The following is a 16,941-nucleotide window of genomic DNA, read 5'->3' as shown; positions in this document are numbered from 1 at the left end:
CGGCGGCCGTCGGGACCGGAACCCGTGGCCGTCCGGCCGAAGGAATCCTCGGGGAAGGAACACGACCATGGCGGGACCGCTTCTCGACGCCAAGCTGCGCGTCCCCCTCCGACGTCGCGGCGTGACGGAGCGTCCGAAGGTGGACGGGCTCCTGGAGCGTGGCACGGAGTGCACGCTCACGCTCGTGTCGGCTCCGGCAGGGTTCGGCAAGACGACGCTGCTGGCCGGCTGGCTCGAGTCCCTCGCCGCCGCCGGCTGGTCGACGGCGTGGCTCTCGCTCGACCAGGGCGACAACGATCCCGCACGGTTCTGGACCTACCTCGTCACTGCGCTGGAGACGGCATCCAGCGGCGTCGGCGCCGTCGCGCTCTCGCTGCTCGGATCGGCGCAGCCACCCACCGACGTCGTGCTGGGCACCCTCCTCAACGACCTCCGCGCCGTCTCCGGTGACGTCGTCCTGGTCCTCGACGACTACCACGTCATCGAGGCCCGGGAGATCCAGGAGGGCATCGCCTTCCTGGTGGCCCACCTGCCTCCGCACGTGCACCTCGTCCTCGGCGGGCGGGCCGATCCGGTGCTGCCCCTGGCGAGGCTGCGGGCACGGGGCGAGCTGCTCGAGCTCCGCGCCGCCGACCTCCGCTTCACCGGGAGCGAGGCCGCGTCGTACCTCAACGGGTCCATGGGCCTCGGGTTGGGCATCGAGGACGTGGCAGCCCTGGGAGCCCGTACCGAGGGGTGGATCGCGGCACTCCAGCTCGCCGCACTGTCGATGCAGGGCCGGGAGGACCCCACCGCGTTCATTGCCGATTTCGCCGGGGACGACCGCTACATCGTCGATTTCCTGACCGAGGAGGTCCTGCAGAACCAACCCGACGACGTCCGGGACTTCCTGCTCCGGACCTCCGTCCTGGAACGGCTGAACGGACCCCTGTGCGACGCCGTCACGGGGCAGGACGACGGCAGGCTCCGCCTGGCCGCGCTGGAACGGGCGAACCTGTTCCTGGTGCCGCTGGACAACCACCGTCAGTCCTACCGCTATCACCAGCTCTTCGCGGATGTCCTGCAGGCGCGCCTTATCGAGGAGCGCGGTGAGGAGCTCCCGGGCCTGCATCGGCGGGCGAGTACCTGGTACGAGCAGAACGGGGCGGCGGCCGACGCGATCCGCCATGCCCTGGCAGCCGGAGATGTCGAACGGGCCGCGGACCTGATCGAACGGGCGGTCCCCGCGATCCGGCAGGACCGGCAGGAGGCCCTGCTGCGCGCCTGGTCGACGGTGCTTCCCGACGACGTGGTCCGCTGCAGGCCGGTGCTCGGCGTGGGCCTGGCCGGTGCGCTGCTCGTCGGTGGTGAGATCGGGGGAGTCGAGGCCCGGCTGCAGGACGTCGAGCGCCGGCTGGATCCTTCGGCCACTGCCGCGGACGACGGCGGGCCCGCGATGGTCGTCGTCGATCCCGAGCAGTTCCGCCGCCTCCCGGAGACGATCGCGGTGTACCGTGCGGCGCTGGCACTCGGTGTAGGCGACATCGCCGGGACGATCGGGCATGCCCGGCATGCGCTCGACCTCGCGCCGACGGACGACCACCTGAGCCGTGCCGCCGCACGCGGATTGCTGGGACTCGCCTACTGGGGGACCGGGCAGCTCGAGGCGGCCCACGGCGTGTACGCGGACAGCATGGCCGGCCTGTACCGCGCCGGCCATGTCGCGGACACCTTCGGATGCGCGATCGCGCTGGCGGACATCCGGCTCGCCCAGGGCCGCCTCGACGACGCGATGCGCACCTACGAACAGGCCCTGGCGAACGCTGCCACCGGGCGTGACCCGGTGCTCCGCGGAACCGCCGACATGCACGTGGGCCTGAGCGGGATCTGCCGGGAGCGCGGCGACCTGCAGGGAGCGGCCCGGCACCTGGCGCGCAGCCAGGAGCTGGGCGCCGGCAGCGAGCTGCCGCAGAACCTGTACCGCCGCCGCGTCGCGATGGCACGGATCCGGGAAGCGGAAGGAGACCTCGCCGGCGCGTTCGACCTGCTCGACACGGCGGAGCGGCTCTACGTCGGCGACTACTTCCCCGACGTGCGGCCGGTCGCGGCGCTCAAGGCGCGGATCCGGGTAGCGCAGGGACGGGTGGGCGATGCGCTCGGGTGGGTGCGGGACCGCGGTCTGTCGCCGGACGACGAGCCCAGCTACATCCGCGAGTTCGAGCACATCACCCTCGCCCGGGTACTGCTGGCCCGATCCACGGCGGAAGGCTCGGTACACCCCCTCGACGAGGCCACCCGACTGCTGGGGCGGCTCCTCGACGCGGCGGAGGATGGTGGGCGGACCGGCAGCATCATCGAGATCCTCGTGCTGCAGGCATCTGCAGGGCACCTGCGGGGTGACCTTGCTGCCGCGCTCGCACCACTGCAGCGGGCCCTGACGCTGGCCGGGCCGGAGGGTTACGTCCGGGTCTTCCTCGACGAGGGCGCCCCGATGGCCTCCCTGCTCAGGGCTGCTGCGAAGCAGCAGCCGTCGTCGGTCCAGCTCCGCCGCCTGCTCACGAGCGGGGACGACGTCGACCAGGCCGCCCCCGGGAACCCGGGGTTGATCGAACCCCTGAGCGACCGGGAACTGGAGGTCCTCCGGCTGCTCGCAACGGACCTCGACGGTCCGGACATCGCCCGGGAACTCATGGTGTCCCTGAATACCCTGCGGACCCACACACGGCACATCTACACCAAGTTGGGCGTGACCAATCGCCGTGCAGCGGTCCGCCGGGCGAGAGAACTGGACCTGATCGTGCACTCCACCGGCCGCTAGCCGGCCCAGACCACGCGGGCGCGTCCCATGCGCCTCCGGCCCACGAGCTTCCGGCCCACGTTGGCGCTGCCCATGCGCCTCCGGCCCACGAGCTTCCGGCCCACGTTGGCGCGGCCCATGCGCCTCCGGCCCACGCGCTTCCGGCCCACGTTGGCGCGGCCCATGCGCCTCCGGCCCACGCGGCGACGAGGAAATCACCACGGCTCTCACCACATGTGGTGACGCGCGCTCATCAGGTCTCCCCCTACCGTTCGAGAAGGACGACGGAACATGCCGAGGCCGGTCCGGTCACACGATGCGGAGGGAATGCCATGAGCGAGGAATCCACGGGACGGCACGACGGCTCCGGATGTTTCGAGATCCGGCTCGCCGGCCATCTGGCCCCCCGCTGGATCGCCTGGTTCGACGTCGTCGCGCTGACCAATGAGGACGACGGCACCGCCGTCCTCCGCAGTCCGCCGACCGACCAGGCCGGCCTGCACGGCCTGCTCCGGAAAGTACGCGACACCGGGTTGCCGCTGGTGTCCGTCGTCCGGATCCGGTCCGCGGGGCCGGCTTCCCAGGCCGACGACTCCATCCCACCCGGACAACCGACCCAGGAGAACACGCCATGACCACCCATCAGCCCGGAACAACTGCGCGACGAGCGCCCCTGAGCTCCCTGCGCAAGACCTCGCTCACCGCGGGAGCGCTCTATCTGATCACGTTCGTCTCGATCCCGACGCTCGCCCTCTACGGCCCGGTGCGATCGGACCCCGGCTACATCGCCGGCCCCGGCCCGGACACCTCCGTGATCGTCGGCGGCGTCCTCGAGATCATCGTCGCCCTCGCCTGCATCGGCACAGGCGTCGCCCTGTACCCGGTGGTCAGGCGGCAGAACGAAGGGGTCGCGCTCGGGTTCGTCGCCGTGCGGGTGCTGGAGGCCGCGACGATCTTCGCCGGCGTCGTCGCGCTCCTCGCCATCGTCAGCCTCCGGCAGGCCGGGGCGGGAGACGACGCGCTGGTCACAGGCCGGGCCTTGCTCGCCCTCCACACTTGGACCACAGCCCTCGGACAGGGTTTCCTGCCGGCCGTGAACGCCCTGCTGCTGGGGTCGCTGATGTACCGTTCGAGGCTCGTGCCCCGCATCCTCCCGGTACTCGGATTCCTCGGAGCACCGCTGCTGGTGGCGTCCGTGGCAGGGCTGCTGTTCGGGCTCTGGGGGCCGGTGTCCCTGCTGTCCGGGCTCGGTGCACTCCTGCTCGCGCTCTGGGAGTTCTCCCTGGGCGTGTGGCTGATCACCAGGGGCCTCCGCTCCACGCCGATCACGCAGGACCTGGCGCTCGCCGTTCCGGCGCCGGTCCGCAGGGGTGCCGCGACTGTCCCGCCGGCTCTGTAGGAGCTGCACCGGGCAGGACGTCCGGCGGGTGATGACGACGGCATCCTCCGGCAGCAGAAGCCTTGTGGATGGCAGGGCCCGGTCCTACACTGATGTAATCAACCAAATGGTTGATCAACGAGGAGGTGGATCATGGAGGACGACACCCTCGATGCCGCCTTCTCGGCGCTCGCGGATCCGGCCCGAAGGGCCATCATCGCGCGACTGTCGCGCAGTTCCGCCACCGTCAACGAACTGGCGGAGCCGTTCGCGATCACCAAGCAGGCCGTCTCGAAGCACATCCAGGTGCTCGAGCAGGCCGGCCTCATCACCCGCACGCGGGACGGGCAACGCCGTCCCTGCCACCTCGATCCGGCCGCACTCGAAGCGCTGACGGGCTGGATCGACACCTATCGCCTGGAGGCCGAGCGGCAGTACCGACGGCTCGACGGCGTCCTCTCGACCCTGAAGGACCAGCACAGCAAGGAACGATCATGAGCAATCCAACCTCCATCGCCGCGCAACCGGACCAGCCGTTCGTCGACATCGTCCGCGAGTTCGACGCCCCGCGGGACCTCGTCTTCCGGGCGTTCACCGAGCCGGACCTCGTGCGGCAGTGGCTCGGCCCGCACCGCATCACCACGGAGATCGTGGACTTCGACGCCGTGACAGGCGGCATCTATGCCTACACACATCGCGACGGCGAAGGCAACGCCTACGGCTTCCGCGGCATCTTCCACACCGTGATCGCGCCGGAACGGATCATCCAGACGTTCGAGTTCGACGGCGCGCCGCACCATGTCAGCCTCGAGAGCATGACGTTCGAGGACCTCGGCGACGGGCGGACGAGATGCTCCGGGCGTTCCGTGTTCCTCGCTGTGGAGTCGCGTGACGCGATGATCAGCAGCGGCATGGAGACCGGCGTCAACGAAGGCTACGAGCGCCTCGACGACCTGCTCTCCTCCCTCTCCGTCGCGAGGTGACCCGGCCGGCCGCGGGGTGGTCCCGGCTCTTGTCCGGGCAGGGGCCGCCCCGTAGCATCCGGTCATGGAGATCATCGAGTACCACCCTCGGCGGGACCAGCTCGTGTACACCTTCGGTGGCAGCGCACCCGTGCTGACTGTCCGGCCCGGCACCGCACTCCGGCTCTGGTCCGAGGACGCCTTCAACAATGCGCTGACCTCTGTCGACGACGTGTCCGGCGAGAAGGTGGACCTCAACTTCATCAATCCGCAGACCGGCCCGTTCCACGTGGAGGGCGCCGAACCCGGTGACACCCTCGCGCTGCACATCGTGGACCTCACGCCGGCCCGCTCGTACGGTGCCTCGGCCACCATCCCGTTCTTCGGAGGGCTGACCAGTACCGACCGCACCGCCACCCTGCAGGAGCCGTTGCCGGACATCACATGGATCTACCAGGTCGACACCGAGCGCCGGACGGTCGGCTTCCAGTCGCGGCTCGGGGACTTCGAGGTGGCGCTCCCGCTCGAGCCGATGCTCGGCACCGTCGGCGTCGCGCCGCCCGGGGGTGAGGTGCGCTCCTCGCTCGTACCGGAGCGGTTCGGCGGCAACATGGACGCGCCGGACGTCAAGCCCGGCACCACGGTCTACCTCGGTGTGAACGTCGAGGGTGCGCTGTTCTCCATCGGCGACGGACACTATCGCCAGGGCGAGGGGGAGGCCTGCGGCACCGCCGTCGAGGGCGCCATGCACTCGACGATCATCGTGGAACTCATCAAGGGCGGTGCGCCGTCCTGGCCGCGGCTCGAGACCGACTACCACTGGATGGCCGTCGGGTCCTCCCGCCCCATGGAGGATTCGTGGCGTATCGGCCAACTCGAGATGGTGCGGTGGTTCGGCGACCTCTTCGGGCTGCACCACCTCGACGCCTACCAGCTCCTGACGCAGACCGCGCTCGCCCCGATCGCCAACGCGGTCGACGCCAACTACAGCGTCGTCGTGAAGGCACCCAAGGCGCTCTTCCCCGCCGTCGACGCCTATGGCGGACTCCATGCCCACCTCCGGCGGCAGGCCGCCGAGCTCCGCTGACCCCGATTCGCCCGATCGACGGGCATCGCGGGGAACCGTTCCCCAATCGGCGTCCGGAGACACTGCGGGCGCCCGTCAGAGGACCGGCGCCCGCAGTGCGGTGGGGTTACTTGGCGAGGAAGCGGAGCAGGACCTCGTTGATCTCGGCGCCGTGGGTCCAGAGCATGCCGTGCGGTGCATCCTCGATCTCGACGTACTCGGCGGAGGGGAGGCGCTTGGTGAACTCGCGCCCCGTCGCATCGATCGGCAGGATACGGTCATCGGTGCCGTGCACGATCAGCGCAGGCACGGTGACCTTCTCGACGTCGGAACGGAAGTCGGTGAGCCAGGAGTCGACGACGGCGAACGACGCGTACCAGGACGACCCCGAGGCGACGTTCCACGCGTTGCGCAGTGCTTCCTCGCTGAGGCGGTTGCCGAGGAAGTTGTCGGTGTTGAAGAAGTCGTCGTAGAAGTTGGTGAACCAGGCGTAGCGGTCCTCGATGGCCGCGCTGCGGATGCCGTCGAAGACGGTCGAGGGGACGCCGGTCGGGTTGTCGTCGGTCTGGAGGAGGAACGGTTCGAGCGAGGCGAGGAAGACCGCCTTCGCGACCCTCGACTCCCCATAGGTGCCGATGTAGCGACCGACCTCCCCGGTCCCCATCGAGAAGCCGACGAGGACGGCGTCGTGCAGATCGAGCGTCTCGAGCACGGTGTTGAGATCGGCTGCGAACGTGTCGTAGTCGTAGCCGGTGGTGGGCTTGCTCGACTTCCCGAAGCCGCGGCGGTCGTACGTGATGACGCGGTAACCGGCGGTCAGGAGGGCGGCGGTCTGCTTCTCCCACGAGCCGCCGTCGAGGGGATAGCCGTGGATCAGGACGACGGGCTGGCCCGTGCCGTGGTCCTCGTAGTAGAGCTCGATGTCCGTGGTGTTCTCGGTGCCGACCTTGATGAAGCCCATGTTACTGGTCCTTGTCTCGAGCGGAGAGAACGTTCGTTCTCTCTCGGTGATCACATCGTATAGAACGATCGTTCTCCATTCAAGTAGAATGGCTTCATGAATATTTCCGAGGCCCGCACACGGATCGTGGCGAGCGCCGACGAGCTCTACAACGCGCGGGGGATCCAGGCCGTCGGCATGGACGAACTGCGCGCAGCGGCGGGTGTCTCGCTCAAGAAGCTCTACCAGGAGTTCCCGTCCAAGGGGAGCATCGTCATGGCCGTCCTTGAGCGCCGGCACCGGTCCTGGGCCGAAGGGCTGGACGCGACGGTGCGGCAGGCTCCGACGCCGCGCGCCCGCCTGCTCGCGATTTTCGACTACCTCGCGCAGTGGTTCGGCGAGGACTCCTTCCGTGGCTGCGGCTTCGTGAACAGCTTCGCCGAACTCGGCGCCGTGAGTCCTGACGTCGCCGATTACGCACGGCAGCACAAGGAGTCGTTCCAGGAGTACGTGGGGAAGCTGGCCGAGGACGCGGGCGCACCGCCCTACCTCGGACCACAACTGTCGATCCTCGCCGAAGGCGCACAGACGACGGCGGCGATCGCCGGCACCGTCGACGCGGCGGTCCAGGCGCGGCAGGCGGCCGAGGTGCTGATCGATGTGGCGCTGGGCCATGAGGTCCGAGGTGCGGCCTAGTCCGGGAGAACCCGCCTGCGCACGCCGGGACGGACAGAAGCTCCGGGGGGTCAGCCGACGAGGTCCTGGTACTCGGGATGGTCGGCGATGAAGGCCGCGACGAACTCGCACCTCGGCACCACCGTGAGGTGCTGGGTGCGGGCGTCGTCGAGCGCGTACCGGACCAGGGTGCTGCCCACTCCGTGGCCCTCGACGTCCTCGTCCACGACGGTGTGCGTGAAGACGATGGTGTCGCCGGAGCGTTCGTAGACGGCGACGCCCGCCGGTTCCCCGTCGAGGCTCGCCGTGTAGCGGCTCTCGTCCTCGTTGTTGCTGACCTGGATCTCGTTGTTTCCGGTACTCATGTTTGTCACTGTGGCACCCGGCCTGCAGGGCGGTCAACGCCCAGGGGTGCGTTGTGCCGCCCGGCGCAGCACGCGCGCGACACCGCTGTCCATGGCTGCCGTTCCGCGATGTGGGAAGGATGTCCTGCGACGGATCCGGACGCCGTCGTGCCGTGGCGCTGCGCGCCCGTCGTGCCGTGGCGCTGCGCGCCCGTCGTGTCCTAGTCGCGTGGGGCCGGCGTGAGACCCTGCCGGACGGAGCTTCCGTTGAGCAGCCAGGCGACGGCGTCCGCCTCGGAGGTGAAGAAGCGCGTGTCGGTGGGGGAGCGGTGGGAGAAGCCGGACATCACCTCGTCGACGGCGTCCTCACCCACGAGTGCCACTCGCGAGAAGCCGCGGTAGGCGGCCATGCCGACGCGTGCCTCGGGGGTGATGCCGGTGATGCCGTGCATGTGCACCAGCAGCGGCAGTGTTGCCGGGCCGTGGAACTCGGCCAGGGCGCGAGCGGCGGCAACAGCGTGAGGATGGGTGATCTCGACACCGCGCCTCCACCGCAGCCACAGGATCCCCTTGTCGAGGTGGGCGCTGAATGGGTCCATCGTGGTCCTTACCGGAGGAACAGGGGCAATGGTGTGTCAGCGTAGCAAGGTGCACCCCCGAAGTCGGCTGCGCGTCCACGGTATGGTTCTCGTTCCGGGCCTCTGGGTAGCAGGTAGCGTCTCGTTCATGACACTGAGCATTCTGGTGACGGGAGCAAGTCGCGGTATCGGTGCGGCGATCGCCCACGAGCTCGCCGGCCGGGGACATCGCATCTGCGTGCACGCCGGTCGCGATCTGCAGGCCGCCGAGGCCGTCCGGGAGGCGTTGCCGGGTACGGGACACGCCGTCGGGATCGGGGACGTCGCCGATCCCGAGGCGTGCAGGCAGCTCGTCGATGCTGCCACCCGGGACCTCGGCGGGATCGATGTGCTCGTGAACAATGCGGGCATCTTCGAGGCGCATCCTGTCGACACGGTGTCCTTCGAGGACTGGCAGCGAGCATGGCGCCGGACGCTCGACGTCAATCTGGTGGGGCCGGCGAACCTGGCCTGGCTGGTGGCGCGCCGGCTGCTCGACCGGCCGTCGGGGCCGAACGGCGGACGGCTCATCAGTGTCGGATCTCGAGGCGCCTACCGTGGTGAGCCCGCCACGCCGGCCTACGGTGCGAGCAAGGCGGCCCTGCACTCGATGACGCAGTCCCTCGCCGTCGCGCTCGCACCGCACGGCATCCTCGCTGCAGCGGTGGCGCCCGGCTTCGTCGAGACGGACATGGGACGGACCGTGCTCGACGGCCCCGGGGGAGATGCCGTGCGTGCCCAGAGTCCGTTCGATCGCGTGGCGACCCCGGAGGAGGTGGCGCAGGCCGTGGCCTGGCTCGCCACCGATGCGCCGCTGTGGGTCAGCGGCACCGTCGTGGATGCCAACGGGGCGTCCTACCTGCGCTGACATCGCGCTGCGTGGAATCGCGGGTTTCGAGCGTCGAGCCAGGGACCGCGATCCGGGACCGGGGACAGCTGTGCGAGGCCCACCCTGACGAAACGACGGCGCACGGTTCCGACGCCGGGTTCCACCGTGCGCCAGGAAAGGCATGCTGATCGTGACGCTCTGTGACAGGTGCGTCTGGACGGTGATGCAGGCGGGCCTCTACGCTCGTCAGCAGAATCAAGAGTTCCAACGCAAAACCCTGGTTTGTTGGACGGCAACCCTCTCGCTGTAGTGGGGTGCCCCAGGTGAGGATTCGGCCCGGGCTGCACCAGCCGGGCAAGTATGGCGCTTCCCCACGGCAGTGCCCCGACGTGAGGACCTCCCATGCCCGCATCACCGCGCCGTATCCGCTTCAACGCCTTCGACATGAACTGCGTGGGCCACCAGTCACCCGGTCTCTGGCGCCATCCGGAGGACCAGTCGTGGCGCTACAAGGACCTGCGCTACTGGGCCGATCTGGCGAAGACGCTGGAGAAGGGCCTGTTCGACGGCATCTTCATCGCCGACGTCCTCGGCACCTACGACGTCTACGGCGGATCCAACGAAGCGACCCTGCGGCAGGGTACGCAGACCCCGGTCAACGATCCGTTCCTGCTCGTGTCCGCCATGGCACTCGTCACCGAACACCTCGGGTTCGGCGTCACCGCCGGCACCGCCTACGAGCACCCGTATCCGTTCGCGCGCAGGCTCTCCACGCTGGACCACCTCACCAACGGCAGGGTCGGCTGGAACGTGGTGACCGGTTATCTGCCCTCCGCCGCGCGCAACATGGGCAACGAGGACCAGCTCGAGCACGACGAGCGCTACAACCACGCGGATGAATACCTCGAGGTCCTCTACAAGCTGCTCGAGGGATCCTGGGAGGACGACGCCGTCGTGCGTGACCGCGAAACCGGTGTGTTCACGGACCCGGCCAAGGTGCACGACATCAACCACGACGGCACCTACTTCACCGTCCCGGGCATCCACCTCAGCGAGCCCTCGCCGCAGCGCACCCCCGTCATCTTCCAAGCCGGAGCGTCCTCGCGAGGGATCGCCTTCGCGGCAGGCAACGCCGAGGCGGTCTTCGTGGGTGCACCGACCAAGGAGATCCTGAAGGACGTGGTGAAGAAGATCCGCGACGCCGTCGAGGCCGAGGGTCGCGACCGCTACTCGGTGCGGATCTACACGCTGCTCACCGTGATCACGGACGAGACGGAGGAGAAGGCCCAGGCGAAGCACGCCGAATACCAGAAGTACGTCAGCTACGAGGGAGCGCTCGTGCTCGTCTCCGGCTGGTTCGGTGTGGACCTGTCCGTCTACGGCCCCGACGAACCGCTCGGCGCCGTGAAGTCGAACGCCATCCACTCCGCTGTGGCCACCTTCCAGAAGGTGAACGACGACGGCGCGCCGTGGACCGTGCGGGACATCGCCGAGTGGGCGGGAATCGGTGGACTGGGTCCGAGGATCGTGGGGTCGGGCAAGCAGGTCGCGGACGAGCTCCAGGCGTGGGTGGAGGAGACCGACGTGGACGGATTCAACCTCGCATACGCGATCACACCCGGATCCTTCGAGGACGTCATCACGTATGTGGTCCCGGAGCTGCAGAAGCGCGGAGCGTATCCGACGGAATATGCCGAGGGGACGCTGCGCCAGAAGCTGTTCGGCAAGGGCGACCGGTTGCCTGAGGAGCACCGCGGCGCGAGCTTCCGCCTTCAGCCCGTCCGTCCCTGACGCATCGCGTACTGGCCTTCCGGGTTCGTTCTTCGACTGAGTAGAAGCTGGCCCGGCATCTGCCCGGCATGTCGGGCGGCAGCGGGGAATAGGCGTGCGCTGGGGGCTGAACACCTTCGAATGGGTGGCCAGCCCCCACGACCGGGGACTAGCGTCGGAACCAAGACATCCGACGACCAGAAGGAGTTCCCATGTCACGCGTAGCCATCATCGGTGGGCACGGAAAAGTAGCGCTGCACCTCACGAAGATCCTCACGGGCCAGGGTCATCAGGTCAGTTCGATCTTCCGCACCCAGGACCATGCTTCCGACGTCGAGCAGGCGGGCGGCACGCCCGTGGTGGCCGACGTGTCCGAGCTGTCGGTGGCGCAGATGGCCGACGTCTTCCGCGGGCACGACGCCGTCGTGTGGTCTGCCGGTGCCGGTGGCAGCAGCCCCGAGGCCACGTACGCCGTGGACCGGGATGCAGCGATCCGCTCGATGGATGCAGCACAGGAAGCCTCGGTCGGACGGTACGTCATGGTGTCCTACCTCGGCGCGAGCAAGAATCACGGTGTGCCCGAGGACAACGGGTTCTTCCACTATGCGGAGGCGAAGGCTGCTGCGGACGAGCACCTGCGCAACTCTGAACTCGCCTGGACGATCCTCGGCCCCGGTGCCCTCACCACTGATCCTGGTACAGGGAAGATCGAGGTCTCGGACAAGCCACAACAGGACTCAGTGCCGCGTGAGGACGTTGCGCATGTTGCCGCAGTCGTCCTCGGCAACCTCGGCACGGTGGACAAGACCATCCAATTCAACAGCGGCGAGACGCCGATAGCGGACGCCATCGAGGCTGCTCTCTAGGACTGTGCCGGCACTATGCGGACGGCCCGCGGGGTAAGCGCGCCGTCCGCATAGTAGCCCCTGTGCTGTTCAATAACGCTGTTCAGTAACGCTGTTCCATAACGCGGTTCAATACCGCTGCCCAGTACTGCTGGGTCAGTGCCGCCGTGTTGGGCCGGTGATTCAGCGCCGCGGGTCCGGGTCGGTGTGGGTGTAGCTGATCGTCTGTTCCGGTCGCTTGTCGTGCACAATTCTTCCGGCTTGCCGGTAGGTGTTCTGTCGGGGCGTGCCCGCCCGGCCGGGGTTGCCAGGGGCGTGGAACCAGGGGATGCCGTTGCGCGGTTCGACGGTCCAGAGGCCCTGGTGGATGACGTGGTGGTGCCGGGTGCACAGCAGGACGCCGTTGTTGATGTTGGTCCCTCCGCCACGGGACCACGGCGTGATGTGGTGTGCTTCGCACCAGCTGGCGGGAATGGTGCAGTCCGGGAAGGCGCAACCCTTGTCCCGGGCGACCAGTGCCCGTCGAAGGTGGGGTGGAAAGAGCCGTTGGGCTCGTCCGATGTCGAGGACTTGGCCACTGCTCCCCAGGACGAGAGGGATGAGGTCGGCATCGCACGCCAATGTCCTGATGGTCCTGGCGCTGACTTGTTCGCTGAACACTCCATAACCGGCATGACCCGTGTGCCCGCCCTGACTGATCTGACCGGCATGACCCGTGTGCCCGCCCTGACTGATCTGACCGGCATGACCCGTGTGCCCGCCCTGACTGATCTGACCCGCATGACCTGCGTGCCCGCCCTGACTGATCTGACCCGCATGACCTGCGTGCCCGCCCTGACTGATCTCACCCGCATGACCTGCGTGACCGGCCTGGCTTGAATCAGCGGCATAGCCTGGATCACCGGCATGGCCTAGATCACCGGCATGGCCGGGGCGCTTCACGTGCTGGAGGTCGCCGATCAGGTCTTTGTAGTCGATGGTGACCATGACCTGGGGGCGGTGTCCGCCGGTCGCGGGGAGTCCCGTGGTGGTGAGGGCAATCCTGCAAGCCGTGACGAGCCCATCGAGAAGTGCCTGGGCCCTCGTCGGTCCGTCGTGACGACCGTGCAAACCGGAGCCAAGATCCGAGCCGTGATCCGAGCCGGAACCCGAGCCGGAATCGGCACCAGGATCGGAGTCTGGACTGGCGTTCGGGCCAGGTCTGCCTCCGGCACATGTGCCGTCCGCTGCACCGGTAGATCCGGTGACTCCTGCGTCATCGCTCTGGCCCTGGAGCACCCGCGGGTTGGTGGCAGTGTTCATGACGGTGGCGAGGTGTTCGTATTGTTCTTCCGTGGCGCCGATCTCGAGCACGTGCAGTCCGTGGCGTCGGCCTTTGAGGAAGACGCCCTGGCGTGCGTGCAGTACCTTGTCCGAGGGTTCGGATCCGTCCTGGTCGAGCGTGTCCTCCCAGCGGCGTGCCAGGACCCGGAGGATGTCTTCGTCGGATTCGATGGCCTGCTGGGTGAGGTGGTGTTCCATCGCGTCGAGCTGGTGGGGTGCTGCGAACGATTCCACCCGCTGCAGCGCCTGGCACACGATCGTGGCGGCCCGGGCGCTGACCAGGCACGCACCTGTGGCGGCGCCCACGATCTCCCGACGGGGTGGCAGTGGCGCTCCGGTCGGCGAGATCCCGGGAAGCAGTACCTCGGCCAGCCAGAGCCGGCGTCGGGCTTCGGCGCGGCTGATCCCGAGGGTCGCGCGCAGGAAGTCCGCGCAATTGCGGAACCCACCGTCCATGATCGCAGCCCACCCGGCACCCCTCGAGCCGACCGGCGCTGCACCGGAAAGCGACGCTGCACCGGAGGACGCGGTGGTGGGCAAAGCTTCACGGACGGAAGCGGCCACGGACGAAGCGTCACCCGGCGACGTCGTGTCGAAGGAGCGGGAATCCGAGGTGGCCGTATCGGCCCACCGGGGAGAGTCGGCGTCCATCCGGACGGCCTGTTCCGCCCGGGCCAGCAGGGACGCTGTCCCGGACGAGGGCTGGGAGGAGGGGTGGGATTCCAACTCCACGGCTGCGGCGTAGTGTTCACCTGCCAGGCGGGCGGCAAGGATCTGCAGATGGTCCACGACCCGTGAGGCGTGCTCGACGTCGATGATGACCTGCAGCGCTTCCGGCCCGGACAAGACCCGGTCGTGTAGGTCCAGGTCACGGGCCCAGTCGGTGAGCGCTGCGCAGGCCGAGTCCGCCGGACGGGGGGTCCGCGCAAAGTGCTCGATCGGGGCGATGGCCATACCCCAATTTTATCGAACGTGCGTACTATTCATGGTGGCTGGGAGCGATTGTGGAGGAATAGTCGACCCGCGTTATCCACATAGATCTTGGTGCTCCGTCTCCCATGAGGAGATGCGGCACCCGACGAATCCGGCGGAGCCCGAGCCCCGCCCGAACCCCGCCCGAGGCTCGGGCGAGCCCCGCCCGAGCCTCGCCCGAGCCCCGCCCGGCGAATCTAACGGAGCCCGGGCGCCGCCGCTGCGTCCGGGAGGCCTAGCCGATGGGCTCGGGCATCGGCACGACGTCGTAGTCCACGCCGATGGTGAGGCCGGTGACCGGATCGGCCATCTCGACGCGCCAGGCCGCGGCGAACTGGTCGACCCCGTGGATCATGGGGACGGTGCCCGAGATGAGGACCGTCCCTGAGTCGCGCAAGCCCATGTCCGCCAGGACCTCGAGCCAGTAGTCGGGTGACAGCAGCGCACCGAGCGAGCTGTCCTGGATGAGCTCCTCGCCGGACTCGGTGCGTACCCAGGCACGCAGGGTGATGTCGTCGAGGTGGTCGCGGACGTCGTCGAGCCGCCACGCGGTGCGTCCCAGCACGTCCGGGCTCGCGTTCTTGCTCCAGGCCACGCCGTGGACTTCGAGGGCTCGGTCGGTGTGGTCGCATGCGACGGTGAGGAGGACGCCGTCGTCGGTGATGACGAGGGCCCACTCCGCTTCACCGGAGGTCTTGCCGTGCTGCACGCTCACCTCCCGCGTCTGCTGCGCCAGGTAGGGGGAGACGGGGTAGAGCGCGGGCGTCGTCGTCGGACCCGGAACGCCGAGCTCGGCCAGTTCGGCGATGTGCGCCTGCACCTCGTCCTGCTCGCGTCCCGCATAGCCCGCATTGAGCAGCCGGGTCACCTCGACGTCCTGCAGGGTGCCGTCCGGCAGCTCGAAAGAGAGGGTGGTCATGGTGGTTCCTTCCGTCGGGGCGAACAAGCTTTTACATTCCGGAAACCGAAGTGGTCGCTAATCTACAACATGTATGCGTAATGTATACATCTATCGCCGGTGTGGCGGGCATCACCTCTAGTCTGGAGAATCTCGATGGCACACAGTCCTGGATCGGCAGGCGCAGGCGCGCCCGACGCCGGTACGTCCCCTCGTCCGCCCGGCCTCTACAAGGCCTTCGCCGCCAGCCTCACCGGCACCGCCCTGGAGTGGTACGACTTCGCCGTCTACTCGGCAGCGGCAGCAGTGGTCTTCCCGATCATCTTCTTCCCGGCCTCCGATCCGCTGACCGGAACCATCCTCGCGTTCTCCACATACGCCGTCGGCTACATCTCGCGGCCGGTGGGCGGGATCGTCTTCGGACGGCTCGGCGACAGGATCGGACGCAAGAAGATCCTGGTCATCACCCTCATGATCATCGGCATAGCGACGGTCCTGATCGGCGTCCTGCCGGGATATGCCAGCATCGGCATCGCAGCTCCGATCATCCTGGTGCTCCTCCGCTTCGCGCAGGGCGTCGGCGTCGGCGGCGAATGGGGCGGTGCGGTGCTGCTGTCCAGTGAGTACGGGGATCCGAAGAAGCGCGGCTTCTGGGCCTCCGCCGCCCAGGTCGGTCCGCCGGCCGGCAACCTGCTCGCCAATGGCGCCCTCGCACTCCTGACGGTGCTGCTCTCGGAGGAGCAGTTCCTCGACTTCGGCTGGCGCATCGCCTTCCTCGCGTCCGCACTCCTCGTCGGGTTCGGCCTGTGGATCCGGTTGAGGCTGGAGGACACCCCGATCTTCAAGGCCATCGAGGCGCACGGCGAACGGCCTGCCGCGCCCATCAAGGAGGTCTTCGCCAACGAACTCCGCCCACTGATCGCAGCGATCCTCTCCCGGGTGGGGCCGGACGTGCTCTACGCGCTGTTCACCGTGTTCACCCTTACCTACGGCATCCAGGTGCTCGGATTCGAACGCAACGAGGTGCTCACCGCGGTGCTCATCGGCTCGGGCTTCCAGCTCTTCCTAATCCCACTGGCCGGCGCGGTGTCCGACCGCATCAACCGGCGCGTGGTGTACGGGATCGCAGCCATCCTCGGGGCGCTGTGGACCTTCACGTTCTTCGCGCTGCTGGACGGCGACAACCAGCTGCTGCTCATCATCGGGATCGTCCTGGGTCTCGCCTGCCACTCGTTCATGTACGGTCCGCAGGCGGCATTCATCGTCGAGCAGTTCTCGCCCCGCCTCCGCGCGACGGGCAGCTCCCTCGCCTACACCTTCGCCGGCGTGATCGGCGGCGCCATCGCACCCCTGATGTTCACGGTGCTGCTGAGCAACTTCGACAGCTGGGTGCCGGTCGCCGTCTACGTCGCGGTCGCGGGGATCGTCACGCTGATCGGCCTGTCGCTCGGACGCAATCCGCACGCCACCGAGGACGACGAGTACCGCCTGCTGCTCGAGGGCTCGAAGGTCTGACGTGCGTACCGCTCCGCGCCGACGCGCGGAG

Annotated in this window: 17 protein-coding genes and 1 riboswitch; of the genes, 11 read left to right on the top strand and 6 right to left on the bottom strand. The window is 68.4% G+C overall.

All coding sequences use genetic code 11. The features are described from left to right. Positions 1–67: 67 nt before the first annotated feature. Positions 68–2,797 carry a winged helix-turn-helix domain-containing protein gene (locus AC0Z9V_RS11630; protein ID WP_485141603.1) on the top strand — a complete coding sequence of 910 codons (2,730 nt, stop codon included), beginning with the start codon at positions 68–70 and terminating at the stop codon, positions 2,795–2,797. On the opposite strand, the gene AC0Z9V_RS11625 is transcribed toward AC0Z9V_RS11630, so the two are convergent. Continuing rightward, the gene (locus AC0Z9V_RS11625; RefSeq protein ID WP_485141602.1) at positions 2,794–2,961 is read right to left on the bottom strand and encodes a hypothetical protein; all 168 of its coding nucleotides are present in this window, start codon (positions 2,959–2,961) and stop codon (positions 2,794–2,796) included. The two genes, AC0Z9V_RS11630 and AC0Z9V_RS11625, sit on opposite strands and share 4 nt — an antisense overlap. Before the next feature lie 147 nt (positions 2,962–3,108). Between AC0Z9V_RS11625 and AC0Z9V_RS11620 the strand changes: the two genes are divergently transcribed. From AC0Z9V_RS11620 to AC0Z9V_RS11600, 5 genes are all read left to right on the top strand, one after another. Next, entirely contained in the window at positions 3,109–3,411 is a 303-nt protein-coding gene (locus AC0Z9V_RS11620; protein ID WP_485141601.1) for a hypothetical protein, read from the top strand. Continuing rightward, entirely contained in the window at positions 3,408–4,175 is a 768-nt protein-coding gene (locus tag AC0Z9V_RS11615) for a DUF4386 domain-containing protein (protein ID WP_485141600.1), read from the top strand. Before AC0Z9V_RS11620 ends, AC0Z9V_RS11615 begins: the two co-directional genes overlap by 4 nt. A gap of 132 nt (positions 4,176–4,307) precedes the next feature. Further along, positions 4,308–4,652: an ArsR/SmtB family transcription factor gene (locus AC0Z9V_RS11610; RefSeq protein WP_208739661.1), complete on the top strand. Its 345-nt coding sequence runs from the start codon at positions 4,308–4,310 to the stop codon at positions 4,650–4,652. Further along, positions 4,649–5,137, top strand: coding sequence for an SRPBCC family protein (locus tag AC0Z9V_RS11605; protein ID WP_485141599.1), 489 nt, complete (start codon positions 4,649–4,651; stop codon positions 5,135–5,137). Before AC0Z9V_RS11610 ends, AC0Z9V_RS11605 begins: the two co-directional genes overlap by 4 nt. 64 nt (positions 5,138–5,201) lie before the next feature. Then, on the top strand, positions 5,202–6,203 hold the full coding sequence (locus AC0Z9V_RS11600) for an acetamidase/formamidase family protein (RefSeq protein WP_133082843.1): 1,002 nt from the start codon (positions 5,202–5,204) through the stop codon (positions 6,201–6,203). Positions 6,204–6,309: 106 nt separating this feature from the next. On the opposite strand, the gene AC0Z9V_RS11595 is transcribed toward AC0Z9V_RS11600, so the two are convergent. Beyond that, a complete protein-coding gene (locus AC0Z9V_RS11595; RefSeq protein ID WP_459267425.1) occupies positions 6,310–7,143 on the bottom strand; it encodes an alpha/beta fold hydrolase in 834 nt (277 codons plus the stop codon). Between the two features lie 96 nt (positions 7,144–7,239). Between AC0Z9V_RS11595 and AC0Z9V_RS11590 the strand changes: the two genes are divergently transcribed. After that, positions 7,240–7,818 (top strand): TetR/AcrR family transcriptional regulator, encoded by a 579-nt coding sequence (locus tag AC0Z9V_RS11590; protein WP_459288682.1) that lies wholly within the window; start codon positions 7,240–7,242, stop codon positions 7,816–7,818. A 50-nt stretch (positions 7,819–7,868) separates the two neighbouring features. Here the strand turns inward: AC0Z9V_RS11590 and AC0Z9V_RS11585 are convergent, their stop codons facing one another. Both AC0Z9V_RS11585 and AC0Z9V_RS11580 read right to left on the bottom strand, forming a co-directional pair. Next, positions 7,869–8,162 (bottom strand): GNAT family N-acetyltransferase, encoded by a 294-nt coding sequence (locus AC0Z9V_RS11585; protein WP_208739221.1) that lies wholly within the window; start codon positions 8,160–8,162, stop codon positions 7,869–7,871. Positions 8,163–8,362: 200 nt separating this feature from the next. Beyond that, a complete protein-coding gene (locus AC0Z9V_RS11580) occupies positions 8,363–8,740 on the bottom strand; it encodes a SpoIIAA family protein (protein WP_459267428.1) in 378 nt (125 codons plus the stop codon). A 127-nt stretch (positions 8,741–8,867) separates the two neighbouring features. Here AC0Z9V_RS11580 and AC0Z9V_RS11575 point away from each other — a divergent pair, with 127 nt between their 5' ends. The 3 genes from AC0Z9V_RS11575 to AC0Z9V_RS11565 all read left to right on the top strand — a co-directional run bounded on the left by AC0Z9V_RS11575 (position 8,868) and on the right by AC0Z9V_RS11565 (position 12,223). After that, positions 8,868–9,626 carry an SDR family NAD(P)-dependent oxidoreductase gene (locus AC0Z9V_RS11575; protein WP_485141598.1) on the top strand — a complete coding sequence of 253 codons (759 nt, stop codon included), beginning with the start codon at positions 8,868–8,870 and terminating at the stop codon, positions 9,624–9,626. A gap of 214 nt (positions 9,627–9,840) precedes the next feature. Further along, positions 9,841–9,954: riboswitch (SAM riboswitch) on the top strand. Positions 9,955–9,989: 35 nt separating this feature from the next. Further along, the gene (locus tag AC0Z9V_RS11570) at positions 9,990–11,378 is read left to right on the top strand and encodes an LLM class flavin-dependent oxidoreductase (RefSeq protein ID WP_485141597.1); all 1,389 of its coding nucleotides are present in this window, start codon (positions 9,990–9,992) and stop codon (positions 11,376–11,378) included. A 191-nt stretch (positions 11,379–11,569) separates the two neighbouring features. After that, complete coding sequence (locus tag AC0Z9V_RS11565) at positions 11,570–12,223, top strand: SDR family oxidoreductase (protein ID WP_133082833.1); 654 nt, start codon at positions 11,570–11,572, stop codon at positions 12,221–12,223. A gap of 162 nt (positions 12,224–12,385) precedes the next feature. Here the strand turns inward: AC0Z9V_RS11565 and AC0Z9V_RS11560 are convergent, their stop codons facing one another. Continuing rightward, positions 12,386–14,479, bottom strand: a complete 2,094-nt coding sequence (locus tag AC0Z9V_RS11560) for a DUF222 domain-containing protein (protein ID WP_485141596.1) — start codon at positions 14,477–14,479, stop codon at positions 12,386–12,388. A gap of 253 nt (positions 14,480–14,732) precedes the next feature. Beyond that, on the bottom strand, positions 14,733–15,416 hold the full coding sequence (locus tag AC0Z9V_RS11555) for a DUF2848 domain-containing protein (protein WP_208739225.1): 684 nt from the start codon (positions 15,414–15,416) through the stop codon (positions 14,733–14,735). Positions 15,417–15,551: 135 nt separating this feature from the next. On the opposite strand from AC0Z9V_RS11555, the gene AC0Z9V_RS11550 reads away from it, so the two are divergent. Next, positions 15,552–16,910, top strand: a complete 1,359-nt coding sequence (locus AC0Z9V_RS11550; protein WP_485141595.1) for an MFS transporter — start codon at positions 15,552–15,554, stop codon at positions 16,908–16,910. Positions 16,911–16,941 lie beyond the last annotated feature (31 nt).

Source organism: Arthrobacter sp. UYP4 (genome assembly GCF_057291175.1).
This window is presented reverse-complemented; position numbering and strand designations above follow the sequence as displayed.

Bases quoted from the DNA above. Each gene is read 5' to 3' on its own strand.
- AC0Z9V_RS11560 (WP_485141596.1), bottom strand. From the start codon at position 14,479: ATGGCCATCGCCCCGATCGAGCACTTTGCGCGGACCCCCCGTCCGGCG.
- AC0Z9V_RS11550 (WP_485141595.1), top strand. From the start codon at position 15,552: ATGGCACACAGTCCTGGATCGGCAGGCGCAGGCGCGCCCGACGCCGGT.
- AC0Z9V_RS11580 (WP_459267428.1), bottom strand. From the start codon at position 8,740: ATGGACCCATTCAGCGCCCACCTCGACAAGGGGATCCTGTGGCTGCGG.
- AC0Z9V_RS11615 (WP_485141600.1), top strand. From the start codon at position 3,408: ATGACCACCCATCAGCCCGGAACAACTGCGCGACGAGCGCCCCTGAGC.
- AC0Z9V_RS11600 (WP_133082843.1), top strand. From the start codon at position 5,202: ATGGAGATCATCGAGTACCACCCTCGGCGGGACCAGCTCGTGTACACC.
- AC0Z9V_RS11590 (WP_459288682.1), top strand. From the start codon at position 7,240: ATGAATATTTCCGAGGCCCGCACACGGATCGTGGCGAGCGCCGACGAG.
- AC0Z9V_RS11570 (WP_485141597.1), top strand. From the start codon at position 9,990: ATGCCCGCATCACCGCGCCGTATCCGCTTCAACGCCTTCGACATGAAC.
- AC0Z9V_RS11620 (WP_485141601.1), top strand. From the start codon at position 3,109: ATGAGCGAGGAATCCACGGGACGGCACGACGGCTCCGGATGTTTCGAG.
- AC0Z9V_RS11585 (WP_208739221.1), bottom strand. From the start codon at position 8,162: ATGAGTACCGGAAACAACGAGATCCAGGTCAGCAACAACGAGGACGAG.
- AC0Z9V_RS11565 (WP_133082833.1), top strand. From the start codon at position 11,570: ATGTCACGCGTAGCCATCATCGGTGGGCACGGAAAAGTAGCGCTGCAC.
- AC0Z9V_RS11555 (WP_208739225.1), bottom strand. From the start codon at position 15,416: ATGACCACCCTCTCTTTCGAGCTGCCGGACGGCACCCTGCAGGACGTC.
- AC0Z9V_RS11595 (WP_459267425.1), bottom strand. From the start codon at position 7,143: ATGGGCTTCATCAAGGTCGGCACCGAGAACACCACGGACATCGAGCTC.
- AC0Z9V_RS11605 (WP_485141599.1), top strand. From the start codon at position 4,649: ATGAGCAATCCAACCTCCATCGCCGCGCAACCGGACCAGCCGTTCGTC.
- AC0Z9V_RS11625 (WP_485141602.1), bottom strand. From the start codon at position 2,961: ATGGGCCGCGCCAACGTGGGCCGGAAGCGCGTGGGCCGGAGGCGCATG.
- AC0Z9V_RS11575 (WP_485141598.1), top strand. From the start codon at position 8,868: ATGACACTGAGCATTCTGGTGACGGGAGCAAGTCGCGGTATCGGTGCG.
- AC0Z9V_RS11630 (WP_485141603.1), top strand. From the start codon at position 68: ATGGCGGGACCGCTTCTCGACGCCAAGCTGCGCGTCCCCCTCCGACGT.
- AC0Z9V_RS11610 (WP_208739661.1), top strand. From the start codon at position 4,308: ATGGAGGACGACACCCTCGATGCCGCCTTCTCGGCGCTCGCGGATCCG.